General features: G+C 68.3%; 13 protein-coding genes and 2 tRNA genes. 4 read left to right on the top strand and 11 right to left on the bottom strand.

Annotated elements, in window-relative coordinates; genetic code table 11:
- Window positions 1-127: 127 nt before the first annotated feature.
- The 10 genes from cas3 to CKO33_RS03470 form a co-directional block, all read right to left on the bottom strand.
- Complete coding sequence (gene cas3 / locus CKO33_RS03425; RefSeq protein ID WP_200179325.1) at window positions 128-2845, bottom strand: CRISPR-associated helicase Cas3'; 2718 nt, start codon at window positions 2843-2845, stop codon at window positions 128-130.
- Window positions 2846-3151: 306 nt separating this feature from the next.
- Window positions 3152-3228: transfer RNA gene (locus tag CKO33_RS03430), tRNA-Met, on the bottom strand.
- Window positions 3229-3287: 59 nt separating this feature from the next.
- A complete protein-coding gene (ychF, locus tag CKO33_RS03435) occupies window positions 3288-4379 on the bottom strand; it encodes a redox-regulated ATPase YchF (protein WP_200179327.1) in 1092 nt (363 codons plus the stop codon).
- Between the two features lie 90 nt (window positions 4380-4469).
- Window positions 4470-5048, bottom strand: a complete 579-nt coding sequence (pth, locus tag CKO33_RS03440; protein WP_338081721.1) for an aminoacyl-tRNA hydrolase — start codon at window positions 5046-5048, stop codon at window positions 4470-4472.
- Between the two features lie 25 nt (window positions 5049-5073).
- Window positions 5074-5700 (bottom strand): 50S ribosomal protein L25/general stress protein Ctc, encoded by a 627-nt coding sequence (locus CKO33_RS03445; protein ID WP_200179330.1) that lies wholly within the window; start codon window positions 5698-5700, stop codon window positions 5074-5076.
- Between the two features lie 106 nt (window positions 5701-5806).
- Window positions 5807-6763, bottom strand: coding sequence for a ribose-phosphate diphosphokinase (locus CKO33_RS03450; RefSeq protein ID WP_090487481.1), 957 nt, complete (start codon window positions 6761-6763; stop codon window positions 5807-5809).
- A gap of 207 nt (window positions 6764-6970) precedes the next feature.
- Window positions 6971-7045 (bottom strand) — tRNA-Gln (locus tag CKO33_RS03455).
- 34 nt (window positions 7046-7079) lie between these two features.
- Window positions 7080-7934, bottom strand: a complete 855-nt coding sequence (gene ispE / locus CKO33_RS03460; protein ID WP_200179332.1) for a 4-(cytidine 5'-diphospho)-2-C-methyl-D-erythritol kinase — start codon at window positions 7932-7934, stop codon at window positions 7080-7082.
- Window positions 7931-8548 (bottom strand): lipoprotein insertase outer membrane protein LolB, encoded by a 618-nt coding sequence (lolB, locus tag CKO33_RS03465; RefSeq protein WP_200179334.1) that lies wholly within the window; start codon window positions 8546-8548, stop codon window positions 7931-7933. The genes ispE and lolB overlap by 4 nt, the downstream gene beginning before the upstream one ends.
- Window positions 8545-10266 (bottom strand): tetratricopeptide repeat protein, encoded by a 1722-nt coding sequence (locus CKO33_RS03470; protein ID WP_200179336.1) that lies wholly within the window; start codon window positions 10264-10266, stop codon window positions 8545-8547. Before CKO33_RS03470 ends, lolB begins: the two co-directional genes overlap by 4 nt.
- A gap of 387 nt (window positions 10267-10653) precedes the next feature.
- Here CKO33_RS03470 and hemA point away from each other — a divergent pair, with 387 nt between their 5' ends.
- The 4 genes from hemA (at window position 10654) to CKO33_RS03490 (ending at window position 14375) form a co-directional block, all read left to right on the top strand.
- Window positions 10654-11937 (top strand): glutamyl-tRNA reductase, encoded by a 1284-nt coding sequence (gene hemA / locus CKO33_RS03475; RefSeq protein WP_200179338.1) that lies wholly within the window; start codon window positions 10654-10656, stop codon window positions 11935-11937.
- A complete protein-coding gene (gene prfA, locus CKO33_RS03480; RefSeq protein WP_200179339.1) occupies window positions 11934-13022 on the top strand; it encodes a peptide chain release factor 1 in 1089 nt (362 codons plus the stop codon). Before hemA ends, prfA begins: the two co-directional genes overlap by 4 nt.
- Before the next feature lie 34 nt (window positions 13023-13056).
- Window positions 13057-13890 (top strand): peptide chain release factor N(5)-glutamine methyltransferase, encoded by an 834-nt coding sequence (gene prmC / locus CKO33_RS03485; RefSeq protein ID WP_200179340.1) that lies wholly within the window; start codon window positions 13057-13059, stop codon window positions 13888-13890.
- A 68-nt stretch (window positions 13891-13958) separates the two neighbouring features.
- Window positions 13959-14375, top strand: a complete 417-nt coding sequence (locus CKO33_RS03490) for a hypothetical protein (protein WP_200179341.1) — start codon at window positions 13959-13961, stop codon at window positions 14373-14375.
- Here the strand turns inward: CKO33_RS03490 and lipB are convergent.
- Window positions 14342-15040, bottom strand: coding sequence for a lipoyl(octanoyl) transferase LipB (gene lipB / locus CKO33_RS03495; RefSeq protein WP_200179342.1), 699 nt, complete (start codon window positions 15038-15040; stop codon window positions 14342-14344). The two genes, CKO33_RS03490 and lipB, sit on opposite strands and share 34 nt — an antisense overlap.
- Window positions 15041-15044: the final 4 nt, after the last annotated feature.

Genomic DNA, 15044 nt, shown 5'->3' on the forward strand with positions numbered 1-15044 from the left:
ACCTTACACCTTGCATCAGAAGTGATCAATAAGTGTAGAAGTGCAATTCACCCTCGGAGATCGGTTACCATACCCGCTGTTCCCCGTGTCACGGGGCTGACCCGTGTAGCAGTGCAATCCGGATGCCCTAGGAAGAACGTTCCTCGCTATGGCGGGGAATCACGGCACCCAAAGTGCTGTCATATCGAACCGGCATCCCGTGCTCCACCAACCAGAATCGGCTCCTGCGAAGTCCGGGATGCGCCTCGTACAACGCTTGGGCCTGCCCCTCCAGATCGGAAGGCAGCGGCGGCAACCTCCCGGCCAACCCCTCGCGAAGGCTGACCGTACTCATGGGCCAGGGATGGCGGCAGTCGGCGTGCCAGGGCTCCAGCTTGCCCTCCCCGCCCCGCCGCACCAGGACCACGGGCACGGTACGCTCCGCGGACAGGCGGGTACCGATCTCCTGGTCATCGTCCCAGCCCGCCCCCTCGGCCGAACGCCCATAGCCCAGTTCCAGATCGAGGGCGTTAAAGCGGGCACTTGCGGCCGCCACCCGTTCACCGGCCCAATGCTCGGCCTCGGCCTGCTGGAGTCCGGCCGGAGCCTCCAGCCCATCCCCATAGACGGCCTCCATCAGCACGCGGGCCCGGCCGGGCAAATCGATCTTCCCTTCCTCCCTGAGCACGCCCATGGTGCGCCAGAGCTGGACCGGATTCCCATAGACTGCAGCCGTCCCGGGCAAAAGACTGCGGATCCAGTCGGGGGCGGGATCGTCCGCCCACTCCGGCGCGAGTATCCGGAGCGCAGGACGGCTGCGACCATCCCTTGCCCCCGCTTCGCAGAGACGGTTTCCATCGGCGTTTCGGCAATGACGGTGCAGACGCCCGGCGCGCTGGATCAGCAGATCCACCGGCGCCAGGTCGCTGACGAGGCAATCGAAATCCAGGTCCAGGCTCTGCTCCACCACCTGGGTGGCAATGAGGACCCGGCCGGCGCGTTCCGTCGCCGTTGAGTCCTTGCCGAAAGCCTGCAGTACACGGGCCTCGAGGCGCTGTCGATCCGCCATGGTGAACCGGGCATGGAAGAGGATGGCCCGTTCCGGCTCTGCCAGCTGCCCCCGAATCGCCTCGAAAGCGCTGATGGCCTCGTCCACCGTGTTGCGAATCCAGCAGGCGCACCCCCCCTGCCGGGCGGTTTCGATCACGGCCTTTTGCACTTCGGCCTCACCATGCAGGAAATGCACGGGCAGTGAACGGGAGCGACTCATCCCGGCGGAAATCTTGTATTCATTGACCCCCTCATCGTGCACCTGGGTCGCCAGGGGGAAATGGTCCGCAGCGGGCTCCTCCCCATGGATATCCCGGCCCTTCTGCCAGGACAGGACCAGTGCACGCCGCAGGCTGTGAGGCAGCGTTGCCGACAGGAGGACCGCGCTGCCACCCTGGCGTGCGTGACCCGCGAGCAGAGTCTTCAGGAGTCCGGTGGTGTAGGGGTCATATGCATGGACCTCATCGACCACCAGGATCTTGTCGGCCAGACCGAGCAGCCTCAGGGATTGATGGCGGCGGGGCAGCACCCCCAGGAGGGCCTGGTCGATCGTGCCGACACCGACCTCCGCCAGCAGCGCCGTCTTGCGACTGTCCGCCAGCCAGGCACGACATTCGGCGCTGGCCGTGCGATCCTCCCGGGTGTAATTGCGATCGGCCTTGGGCTCGGGCACCACTGACTCCATGAACGCATCTTCCAGATGACGGGCCCCGTGGGCCAGGACCAGTGAGGGACGGGTCTCCACAGGGAAAAGGGTCCGATAGAACGGCCCAAGCCGGTGGTACATGGCATTTGAGGTGGCCATGGTCGGCAGGCCGAAGTAGAGTCCCCGCCCCTGCCCCGCAGCCAAAAGACGATGCGCGAGCGTAAGGGCCGCCTCTGTCTTGCCGGAGCCGGTGATGTCTTCAAGGATCAACAGTTGTGGCCCGTCGGCCAGACCTGCAGATTCGGCCCATGCCTGGAGCGGGGTCGGGCAAAGGCTGAAGGCCTCCCGGAAACCGGGAAAAGCAACCGCTACAGGAGCCTCCAACAGACCGGTCTGCTTCAGGACTTGCCGCGCGCCGGGCAGGGCCCGGCGTTCCCAATAATCCGCCAGCGGCATGGGCTCGGCGCAGTAGGGAAAGAATGCATCATTGGAGCCCAACCAATCCGACAGGGTCGCCAGACCCGCCAGCTCCCAGGTCATGGGGGCCAACCTGCATTCCTGCCAGTCCTCGTCCTTCAAGGTCTCGCAAGGCCAGGGTGCCCCCCATTGGGCTTCCAAGGCGGTCACAAAATCTTCGGCAGCCGAATAGTCCTCTTCCCGGAAATCCACACTCAGAGGGGCCCAGGGGGCCGCCGCTGGCTGGCCATGATGGCCGAAGAAACAACCCAGCCAGAGATCGACACCCTGCTCAAGATCCATGGCAACCATCGGATCCGCCGCGCTCAGAACCAGACGATTTGGGTACAACACCTCGCGCCAGAGCTCCGCACCCAGCCGATCATGCCTGCGCTGCCTGCCGTCGTAGACCATGCCGGGGTCAGGGGGCACGAGATCACATCCTGCCGGCGTAGCCTGCCCCTGGAAGGAGCGGGCAAACTTACCCAGGTCGTGCAGCATCAATGAGAAGACGAAGAGACGCTGGAAGGCCCCCAGTTCCAGCCCCAGAGCGGACGCCAGGCGCGTGTTGCGCTGCCGGTCGTATCCCAGCAGAATCTCGCCGACAGCAGCCACGTCGAGGGCATGGTAGGCCAGCAGGTGACATGGCGCCTGCCCGGTGGCACCATCCCTGGCTTTTCCCCAGTAGCGTAAATAGCGCTCTCGATCCGCCACCCGAACTACGCCTCCCTGCCGTCGCGTTTTTTCGTCAGCGTAACGTGTCCGGCAGAAATTAAGCCAGGGAACCACGGCCGGACCGCTGCCGATCCTTTCCGTTACGCTTTGCCGCACACAGCTGCGTCGCAGTCAGGCGATTGATCTGCGCCAGTATGGGTACATCTCCCGACCTGGTCGTCATGTACCCGCAACCAACGCGAGAACGCGGCGGAATGTCGAGGTGCGGCCGGGAACGACAGGAGACGTAAATCCTTGGAGGATCAACGGGTTCTGAAACTTATGGGGGGACTTGGGAAGGGGTAATGGTGGCTACGGGTGGATTCGAACCACCGACCCCCGCATTATGAGTGCGGTGCTCTAACCAGCTGAGCTACGTAGCCATCGAAAGCGCGTTATTCTGAGGCGCTCGGGGCCTGCTGTCAAGCACCCGAGGGGGTGGTCATACGTTGAAGCGGAAGTGCACCACGTCCCCTTCCTGCAGGATGTAATCCTTGCCCTCCAGGCGCCATTTGCCGGCATCCTTGGCCCCCTGTTCGCCGCCACAGGCGACGAAGTCATCGTAGGCCACCACCTCGGCACGGATGAAGCCCTTCTGGAAGTCGGTGTGGATGGCCCCGGCCCCCTGGGGGGCGGTGGCGCCGTGGCGTACGGTCCAGGCCCGGACCTCCTTGACGCCGGCGGTGAAGAAGGTCTGCAGGCCCAGCAGGGTGTAGGCGCCGCGGATGACCCGGTCCAGTCCCGGTTCCTCCAGCCCCATCTCCGCCAGGAAATCGGCCCGCTCCTCGTCCTCCAGCTGGGCGATCTCCGCTTCCATGGCGGCGCAGACGGGGACCACGTTGGCCCCTTCCGCCTCGGCCAGGGCGCGCACCCGGTCCAGCAGGGGATTGCCGGCAAAGCCGTCCTCGTTGACGTTGGCGATGAACATGGCCGGTTTGGCGGTGATCAGCTGCAACTCCCGCAGCAGCGGCGCCTCCTCCTCACTGAGCTCCGCCACCCGGGCGGGGCGGCCCTCGGCCAGCACGGCCTGCACCTTTTCGGCCACGGCCTTGCGGGCGATGGCCTCCTTGTTGCCGGACTTGGCGTTGCGCACCAGCCGGTTGAGGGCCTTTTCCACCGTCTCCAGGTCCGCCAGGGCCAGCTCGGTGTGGATGGTCTCGATATCGGCCACCGGGTCCACCCGCCCGGCCACGTGGACCACGTCATCGTTCTCGAAGCAGCGCACCACGTGGGCGACGGCGTCGGTCTCGCGGATATGGGCCAGGAACTGGTTGCCCAGCCCTTCCCCCTTGGATGCCCCGGCCACCAGGCCGGCGATATCCACGAACTCCACCGTGGTGGGCAGCACCCGTTCGGGGCGGACGATGCGGGCCAACTCCTCCAGCCGCGGGTCCGGCACCGGCACCACCCCCACGTTGGGGTCGATGGTGCAGAAGGGATAGTTCTCCGCCTGGATGCCCGCCTTGGTGAGGGCGTTGAACAGGGTGGACTTGCCCACGTTGGGGAGACCGACGATACCGCACTTGAGGCTCATGGGGCGTTCCGGGAAGCTGTTCTGGAAATGGGAAATGATACGGCCCCGGCGATGGCGGGGCCACCGCGGCACCGAAGGGACCGGGCGGGATCAACTGTGGAGCCGGTTCATGGCCTGTTGCAGGGCACCGGAGACCACCTCGGGGACGACCTCCAGGGCACGTTCAATGGCCTCGGTGACGGCCTCCTCCTCTGCCCCGGGGGGGCGGCTGAGGACGAAGGGGACCACATCATCCCGGTGACCGGGGTGTCCCACCCCGAGGCGCAGGCGCAGGAAGTCCTGGCCCATATGGGCCATGATGTGACGCAGACCGTTGTGCCCACCGTGACCGCCGCCGCGCTTGAGGCGTGCGGCTCCCGGAGGCAGGTCGATCTCGTCGTGGACCACGAGGATGGCCTCGGCGGGGATCTTGTAGAAATCCGCCAGCAGGCGGATGGGCTGGCCGCTGTGGTTCATGAAGCTCATGGGCTTGAGCAGCCAGACCTCCTGCCCCTCCAGCTGCACCCGCGCCACATCGCCGCCGAAGCGGCGCTCGGACTTGAAATGCCCGCCGTGGCGCCGGGCCAGGGCATCCACGAACCAGAACCCGGCATTGTGCCGGGTCCGGTCGTACTTGGGGCCGGGGTTGCCCAGACCCGCGATCAGGCGGATGGTCGGCGTCTCGCTCACGGCTTTGGCCCATGCACCGCCAGGATCAGTCCGCAGCCTCCTCGCCGGACTCCTCGTCGCCGGTGGGGGTGCCGCGGGTCTTGAGCACGCTCACCACGGGCAGGTCATGGTCCTCGCCCTGGGCCAGGGCCGTCAGGGTCACCCCCGCGGGCAGGGTCAACTGGGACAGATGGATGGAATCCCCCACCTTCATGTTGCCCACATCCACTTCGATATATTCGGGCAGATCCTTGGGCAGGCACTCCACTTCCACTTCAACGGCCTGGTGGCTGAGCATGCCGCCGCCCTTCTTCACCCCCACGCAGGTCTCCTCGTTGAGGAAGTGCAGGGGCACGTGCACGCGCAGGGCCTCGCTCTCGTTCACCCGCTGCAGGTCCAGGTGCAGCACCCAGGGGCGATAGGGGTGGCGCTGCAGGTCGCGCAGGATGGCGCGCTCGCTCTGACCGTTGATGCGGATGGTGAGGATGTGGGAATAGAAGGCATCGTACTCCTGGCTCTGCCAGATGTCCTTGTGGTTGAGCGTGATGCTCTGGGGCTCCTTGCCCCCGCCGTAGATGATGGCGGGCATCTTGCCTTCGCGGCGCAGGCGGCGGCTCGCACCCTTGCCCTGCTCCACGCGCGGCTCGGCTTCGAATTCAAACTGCAGTGTCATTGGTCAATCTCCGGCATGACGGACAAAAATCCCCTCCCGCGACCAGGAGGGGTACCCGGGGCATGGCCCCTTGACTCGTTTGCATCGGCGGTCCGGGGTGTCCCGATCAGTCCACGAACAGCGAACTCACCGACTCCTCCCGGTTGATGCGGCGGATGGTCTCGGCCAGCATCCCGGCCACGGACAGCTGCTTGATACGCTCGCAGGCCTGGGCCTCGGGACGCAGCGGCAGGGTATCGGTGACCACCAGCTCGTCCAGCTGGGAGTGGCTGATGTTGTCGATGGCGGGCCCGGAAAGCACCGGGTGGGTGGCATAGGCCATCACCTTGGAGGCGCCGTGGTCCTTCAGGGCCGCGGCGGCCTGGCAGAGGGTGCCCGCCGTGTCCACCAGATCGTCGATGATGATGCAGGTCTTGTCCTGCACGTTCCCGATGATGTGCATCACCTGGGATTCGTTGGCCTTGGGCCGGCGCTTGTCGATGATGGCCAGTTCCGCATCATCCAGGCGCTTGGCCAGGGCGCGGGCGCGCACCACCCCGCCCACGTCGGGCGAGACCACCATCAGGTTGGGGATCTTCTGGCGCCAGATGTGCCCCAGCAGCACCGGAGAGGCGTAGACGTTGTCCACCGGGACGTTGAAGAAGCCCTGCACCTGGTCGGCGTGAACATCCACGGTAAGCACCCGGTCGATGCCCACGGCCTCCAGCATGTTGGCCACCACCTTGGCGGAGATGGGCACCCGCGCCGAGCGCACCCGGCGATCCTGGCGGGAATACCCGAAATAGGGGATCACCGCGGTGATGCGGCCGGCCGAGGCCCGCCGCAGGGCATCCACCATGATCAGCAGTTCCATGAGGTTGTCGTTGGTGGGGGCGCCGGTGGACTGGATGATGAACACGTCCCGTCCGCGGACGTTCTCGAGGATCTCCACCTGGACCTCGCCATCGCTGAAGCGGCCGACCACGGCCTTGCCCAGGGGCAGGTTCAGGTGATGGACGACGCTCTGTGCCAGGTTCGGGGTGGCGTTCCCGGCAAAGATCATCATCTTGCTTTTGTCGACCACAGTGGATCTCGGGAGCATGGCTGGAGGGTACTTTGGGTTGCGTGAGAATCGGGGCGCGCGGGCCACCCTGCCCCGGAGGACGCATCGCACTGCCGGCAACGGTCCATTCACGGGCGCACTCCCTTTGCCAGGGCATCCCCGCCGGATGCGCAGGTCCTGCAACAACAACTCCACCCCCTGACCCCGACGGGCAGGGGGTGGCGGAAATGGCTGGGCCGGCAGGATTCGAACCTGCGCATGCCGGGATCAAAACCCGGTGCCTTACCGCTTGGCGACGGCCCAAATGAACAGTGCGTCCCGAACCGGGGGACGCAGACTAACCCCTGTCGAGGCGATCTAGCAGGGGCGAGCGATTGCGCCCCCGGGCCACGAAGCCCTGCCATCGACCCGGCAGCCGGTTCAGTGCCTCCCGGGCCGCGGGGGCCGAATCAAAGGCGCCAAAGACACAGGCGCCCGTACCGGTGAGACGGGGGATCACCCCCTGCTTACCCAGCCAGCCCATGGCCTGATCCACCTCGGGATAGCGCGGGCGCACCACTGCTTCACAGACGTTCCCGGCCTGCCCCGCGAGAAAGTCGGCTATTGTGATGGGCGGGCAGTCGCGTGTCAATCCAGGGTCGGTGAAGACCGACGCCGTGGAGATATGCACCCCGGGGTGGATCACCAGGTAGCAGGGCTCCGGCGGGGCCACTGCGGTGATGCGCTCGCCCACCCCCTCGGCCCAGGCGGCTGTGCCGTGCACGAACACGGGCACATCCGCCCCCAGTTCCAGGCCCAGCCGGGCCAGGGACGCCGTGTCCAGCCCCGTACCCCAGAGGGCGTTCAGGGCCACCAGGGTGGTGGCCGCGTCCGAACTGCCCCCACCCACACCACCGCCCATGGGCAGGCGCTTGTGCACATGGATGCGCACGCCACCGGGATGGCCGGTGACCTCCCGCAGCCGGCGCGCGGCCCGCAGGGTCAGATCCTTTCCCGGATCCACCCCCTCCAGGGCGCGGGCGGTTTCCACGCGGCCGTCGGACAGGGGGGCAAAATCCAGGGTATCCCCATGGTCCAGGAACTGGAACAGGGTCTGCAACTCATGATATCCGTCCGCCCGGCGGCCGGTGATATGCAGGAACAGGTTGAGCTTGGCCGGGGCCGGCCAGTCCTTCCAGCGGTCTTCAGTCATGGCTTTTGGTGGTCCATCCGCCAGTCGTCCATCACCAGGCGCAGGCGGATCTCCTCATATTCCAGGGTCATGCGCTCCGGCAAAGCCGGGCGGCGGGCCTCATCGTAGCCTTGGTAGCGTACGGTCCAGCCAGCCTGGCGCAGGCGGCTGGCCCGGCCGGCGGCATCCAGGACCCGATCCTCGGGTTCGCTGCGGGGCGCCGGGATGCCGAGGACCCAGTACCGCAGCCCGGACACGGGCAGGCGCCAGCCCAGGGCATGATACACCAGGCCGTCCACATCCCGGGCACGGTGCGTCTCCCCCCCGCGGGTGTGCAGCACGACCCCGTCCTTGTCCCCCTGCAGCCGCGCGGCCTGGCGGCCGAAGGGGCCGAACACACGGATATCGTAGGCCGTGTCACGCTGATCCCAGCGCATGTGGGCATTCCAGCGCTCCTCCCCCACGGCCAGGGCCAGACGCCCCTGCAACCGCCATTCGTCCCGGCCGGACAACTCCGCCACCCGATCGCGCCAGGCACGCTCGGCGTCGGCCACCGGCGGCTGCGGCGGGCTCACGGCACAGGCCACCAGCCACAGGGGCAGCAGCCCGGCCAGCAGGCGCAGCCCCGGCCTCACGGCATCCACCGCTGCTGCAGACGCCGCAGGGCCTCGTCGTCGGGGTCCCGCTCCAGGGCACGGCGCAGGATCTCCCGTGCCTCATCGCGCCGATCCCGCTCCCAGAGGACGACGGCCAGATGTCCGGCCACCTCGGCATCCTGGAGGCGCTCGTAGGCCCGGCGCAGGTAGTCCTCCGCCTCCTGCAGGCGGCCGAGGCGGTAGAGCACCCAGCCCATGCTGTCCAGGATGGCGGGATCCTCCGGTCGCTGCTCCAGGGCACGGCGGATGTACTCCAGGGCCTCCTCGTAACGGTCGGTGCGATCCGCCAGGGTGTAGCCCAGGGCATTGAGGGCTGAGGCGTTGTCCGGGTCCTGGGCCAGGATGCGCTCCAGGTCCGCCACGGCCCGGTCGATGCGATCCAGGCGCTCGGCCAGCAGGGCCCGGCTGTAGAGCAGATCCGGCTCTTCGGGATGGGCCTCCAGGGCGGCGTCCAGCACCGTCATGGCGACCCCGGGACGCCCCGCGTCCTGCAGGATATCGGCCTCGCCGAGATAGGCCTGCACCTGCATCCGGGGGTCCTCCGCCTGCCGGCGCAGCAGCTGCAGGGCCTGCCGCGCCTCCTCCACGTCCCCCTGCTCCGCCCGCAGGCGTGCGATGCGGATCAGGGATTCCGCAGCGCGCCGACCCTCCCCCACGCGGCGGTAATGGGCGACCGCCGCTTCTTCGTCCCCCTGCTGCTCCGCGATCCGGCCCAGGTAGTAATGGGCCTCGGCACTGCGCTCCCCGGTCTCCGCCACCTGCTCCAGATAGGCGCGGGCACGGTCGAGGTGCTGCAGTTCGATATGGATCAGACCCAGGGTATAGAGGGTATCCGCATCCCCGGGCCGGGCCTTGAGCACCGCCTCGAACTGTTCCCGGGCTTGGTCAAAGCGGCCGGCCTGCACCAGGGCGCGGCCGTACTGGGTGCGCAGATCCGGATCCGACGGATCCTGGCGCACCGCCTCCTCCAGAGTCTCCAGGGCGGCCTTTGTATCCCCGGCCGACTGCAGGGCACGGGCCCGCAGCAGCCGTGCCTCCTGTAGATGGGGGTCCAGTTCCAGGGCCCGGGCCGCCGCCCGGGCCGCCACGCGCAGCCGTTCCTGACCCAGGGCCAGATGGGCCAGGGCCAGGTGGGCCCGTGGGTCATCCTCCCGCCGGCGCACCACCTGCTCCATGGCCGCCACGGCGGCGTCGGCATCCCCCGCCCGGGACAGGACATTCACCAGCAGGCCCAGCCCATTCCCCTCCATGGACTCCATCCGCTCCAGCACCTGCAACAGGTGGGGCACCGCCTCTTCGGAACGACCGGCGTTGACCAGCAGACCGGCCAGCACCTGACGCGCATCCAGGCTCTCCGGATCCAGGGCCACCCAGCGCTCGGCCGCCGGCAGGGCCGCCCCGGGGTCCTCGGCAAAGAGGCCGATACGGGTGGCCCGCTCGGCCACGGAGGGGTCATCGCTGAGCCGGGCCGCCCGCAGGTAGTGCTCCAGGGAGGCTTGCAGTTGCCCCATATGACCTGCAATCTCCCCCACCAGCAACTGGTACATGAGATCCGTCCGGGCAGTCTCCTCCGGGGTGGGCGGTGCCGACTCGACCACGGCCAAAGGGGGGGCAGGGGCCGGACCGGCATCCCGGGACAGGCCGGCACACCCTCCCAGGGAGAGGGCCACGACCCAAAGCCCGATGAGGGGCGACATCAGAGGGCGCCGGGGCGCAGCAAGGAGAAGGAAACGTGTCCGAGGCTTCATCGGGGAGACTATAAACCCATGGGACGAAATTGACAGGGGGCCGGCAAACCCGTCACGGATCAATTCATCGCGCAGCGCAGAAAAAAAGGGGGCGCGCCGCCCCCCCGGGTCGGTGTAAACTCGTTGTGACAGCGCCCGGTGCCGCGGGTGTCAGGTTTGCCGCAAGGCCCGCCTCACCCTTTTGGCCCCCTTAGGGGGTGATCAGTTCCCGAGATCTTGGCTGCGGGCGCAAGCTGGACAGTTTTCCAAGCGGACTCAAAGGGTTGAAATCCGGGGCAACTTGTCATGACTTCAATGCTGGCGCAGAATACGCTATTCACCAGGTCTTCACGAGCGATGCTTTTTACTCTCGGAGTCAACCACAAGTCGGCCCCCGTCGGGATCCGCGAACGCGTCGTCTTCTCGCCCGACCGGATGGAGGAGGCCCTGAGCGGGCTGACCCAGTCCACCCCCGTGGAGGAGGCCGCCATCCTCTCCACCTGCAACCGCACGGAGATCTATTTCCGTTCGGAGGACCATCAGCCGGCGGATCGCGTCCTGCACTGGCTGAGCGATTTCCACCGCCTCAAGCCCAGCGAGATCCAGCCCTACATCTACCGCCACCAGGACGACGCCGCCGTGCGCCACCTGCTGCGCGTGGCCTGCGGCCTGGATTCCCTGGTGCTCGGGGAGCCCCAGATCCTGGGACAGCTCAAGGGGGCCTACCAGACCGCCGGCTCCGCCGGCACCGTGGGCCGCCAGCTGGGCCGGCTGTTCCAGCATGCCTTCTCCGTGGCCAAGAACGTGCGCACCTCCACGGCCATCGGCTCCAGCCCCGTCTCCGTGGCCTTCGCCGCCGTCTCCCTGGCCCGCCAGATCTGGGGGGACATGAAGCCCCTCACGGCAATGATGATCGGCGCCGGCGAGACCATCGAACTGGCCGCCCGCCATCTCAAGACCCACCAGATCGGCCGCATCATCGTGGCCAACCGCACCGTGGAACGCGCCCGGCCCCTGGCGGAGGAATTCGACGCCGAGATCATCACCCTGCCGGAGATCCCCTCCCGGCTGCCGGAAGCGGACATCCTCATCTCCTCCACCGCCAGCCCGCTGCCCATCCTGGGCAAGGGGGCCGCGGAACGGGCCCTCAAGGCCCGCAAGCACCGCCCCATGTTCATGGTGGACATCGCCGTCCCCCGGGACATTGAACCCGAGGTGGGACGTCTGGACGATGTCTATCTGTATACCGTGGACGACCTGGAGGAGGTGATCCAGGACAACCTGCAGTCCCGCCGCGAGGCGGCACAGCAGGCCGAGGAGATCATCGAATCCCAGGTGAGCTCCTTCATGGGCTGGCTGCGCGCCCAGGACGCGGTGGGCACCATCCGCGCCTACCGCGGCAAGGCCCACAGCATCCAGCTGGAGGTCCTGGACAAGGCCCTGCAGATGGTGGCCGCCGGCAAATCCGCCGAGGAGGCCCTGGGCTTTCTGGCCCATACCCTCACCAACAAGCTTCTGCACGAGCCCTGCCACAACATGAACCAGGCCGCCCGCGAGGGTAAGCTGGAGCTCATCGACGCGGCCCACGCCCTGTTCAACCTGCCGGAGGCCGAGGACGGCGGCCGCTCGTCCGATTCGTGAAAGACGCCATCCGCCGCAAACTGGAAGGCATCGCGGAACGCTTCCAGGAACTGGGGGGCCTGCTGGCCGACCCCGAGATCATCGCCGACCCGGATCGCTTCCGCCGCTACTCGGTGGAGTACAGCCACCTGGAGCCCACCGTGGTGGCCTGGAACGACTATCATGCGGCCCTGGGGGACCTGGAGGCGGCGCGGGAGATGGCCCGGGACCCGGACCCGGAACTGCGCACCATGGCCCGGGAGGAGGCCGACGCCGCCGAGGCCAGGCTTGAGGCCCTGGAGGCGGATCTGCAACGCCTGCTCATCCCCCGGGACCCCCACGACGGCAGCAACACCTTCCTGGAGATCCGCGCCGGGACCGGCGGCGATGAGGCCGCCCTCTTTGCCGGGGATCTCTTTCGCATGTACAGCCGCTACGCCGAGGCCCGGGGCTGGGGGATGGAGGTCCTCTCCGCCAGCGAGGGGGAACACGGCGGCTACCGCGAGATCATCGCCCGCATCAGCGGCGCGGGGGTCTACGGCCGGCTCAAGTTCGAGTCCGGCGCCCACCGGGTGCAGCGGGTGCCGGAGACGGAATCCCAGGGCCGCATCCACACCTCCGCCGCCACGGTGGCGGTGATGCCGGAACCGGACGCCATGGAGGTTCCGGAGATCAACCCGGCGGATCTGCGGGTGGACACCTACCGCGCCAGCGGCGCCGGCGGCCAGCACGTGAACCGCACCGACTCCGCCGTGCGCATCACCCACCTGCCCACCGGCCTGGTGGTGGAATGCCAGGAGGAACGCTCCCAGCACAAGAACCGGGCCCGGGCCATGAGCTTTCTCGCCGCACGGCTGCTGGAGATGGAGGAGCACAGGCGCCAGTCGGAACAGTCCGCCACCCGCAGGAGCCTGGTGGGCAGCGGCGACCGCTCGGAACGCATCCGCACCTACAACTTCCCCCAGGGGCGGGTGACGGATCACCGCATCAACCTCACCCTGTACAAGCTGGAGACCATCCTGGCCGGGGACCTGGACCCGGTGATCGAGCCCCTGCTGCAGGAATACCAGACCGAGCAACTGGCCGCCCTGGCCGCAGAGGACTGACCCCGCCGGGTGGAACCCGCCCGCGAAGCCCCCCATGACCGTCGACGAACTGCTGGCCGAGACCCGCCACACCCTGGCCGACACCGAGGCCCCGGCGACGGAGGCCCGCCTGCTGCTGGCCGCCGCCCTGGACCGGGACCGGGCCTGGCTCTATGCCCATGGCGGCGACCCGGTCCCCGACGCGGCCGCGCAGCAGGCCCGGACCTGGGCCCGGCGCCGCGCCGCCGGGGAACCGCTGGCCTATCTTCTGGGAACGCGGGAATTCTGGTCCCTGCCCCTGACGGTGGGGCCGGGGGTGCTGGTACCGCGGCCGGACACCGAGACCCTGGTGGAGGCGGCCCTGGAGTGCATCCCCGAAGGGGAGGTCCGGAGCGTGGCCGACCTGGGCACCGGCTCCGGGGCCATCGCCCTGGCCCTGGCCCGGGAACGCCCGCGGGCCACCATCACCGCCACCGACCGCAGCCCGCGGGCCCTGGAGCGGGCCCGGGACAATGCCCGTCGCCTGGGCCTTGCACAACGGATCCGCTTCCTGCAGGGGGACTGGTTCGGGGCGCTGGGGAAGACGCGCTTCCATGTCCTGGTCTCCAACCCGCCCTACGTGGCCCGGGGGGATCCCCACCTGGCGGCGCTGCGCCACGAACCCGCCGAAGCCCTCATCGCCGGGGAGGATGGCCTGACGGACCTGCGCATCCTGGCGGCGGGGGCCCCCGCCCATCTCCTGCCCGGGGGATGGCTGCTGGTGGAACACGGTGCGGACCAGGGGGCGGCGGTACGGGCCCTGCTGGAAGGGGCCGGTTTCACGGCGGTGTCCAGCCTGCGGGACCTGGGGGGGCGGGAGCGGGTTTGCCGGGGCCGCCTGCCGCTGTAGGCGACATCAGCGGGAAAAGACCCTACATTTTATCTTGCATCATCCCGACGGCCCGCTACCATGAAACCATGGAATCCGATACCGCCTACATCCGCCGGCGGGAACTGGCGTTCCGCGGGCCCCAGGACCCCCAGGCACAGGCGGAGGGGGCCTGGCTCATGCTGCGGGAGGTGCCCCACATCCGCGATGTGCATACCCCTGACGGCCATCGCCTCGTGGTCACCTACGATGTGCGCGAGATCACCTACGTGGAACTGGAACAGGCCCTGACGGAAGTGGGCTTCCAGCTGGACAACAGCCTGCTGGCCAAGCTCCGCCGCGCCCTGTACCAGTACCACGAGGACACCATCCGGGCCAACCTGGGTCTGGAGGCCCACCCCGAGACCCTACAGGGGGCCGCGCAGCGCATCTTCGTCAACCTGTACCGCCATCAAAACCATGGCTGCCGGGATCACCGGCCCCGCCACTGGCGGGAATACCTGTAACGATCCGTCCTGCGTCCGCCCCCCCCTTCCCAGGCCAGCGTCCGCCCCAGCCGCGCCGCCAGGCAATGGGTGAGCGCATCCGCCACCGTGGACCAGGGGGGCGTCTCCCCCGTCAGGAGCCGCAGGGAGGTGGTGGCCAGGCCGCGGTGGCCGCAGGGATTGATGCGCTGAAAGGCGGACAGGTCCGGGTCCAGATTGAAGGCCAGGCCGTGATAGCTGCCACCGCGGCGCACCCGCAGCCCCAGGGCCGCGATCTTCGCCCCCTCCACATACACCCCCGGGGCATCGGCACGGGCCTCGGCGGCGATCCCCCATCCTGCCAGGTAGTCGATCACCGCCCCCTCCAGGGCGGTGACCAGGGCCCGCACCCCCAGCCCCTGGCGACGCAGATCCAGCAAGAGATAGAGCACCACCTGCCCCGGACCGTGATAGGTCACCTGCCCCCCCCGGTCCACCGCCAGCACCGGGATCTCCCCCGGATCCAGCAGGTGCTCCCGGCGGCCATTGAGCCCCAGGGTGAACACCGGCGGATGCTCCACCTGCCAGAGCTCGTCCGCGGTGGCGGCGCCCCGCTCCTGGTTGAAGGCCTGCATGCGCCGCCACACGGGCAGGTAGTCCGCCCGTCCCAGCTGGCGCACCCGCAGCGCCCCGGGATCGTGTTGCATCCCC

This window comes from Ectothiorhodospira mobilis, from assembly GCF_016584115.1.
Lineage (GTDB): Bacteria > Pseudomonadota > Gammaproteobacteria > Ectothiorhodospirales > Ectothiorhodospiraceae > Ectothiorhodospira > Ectothiorhodospira mobilis.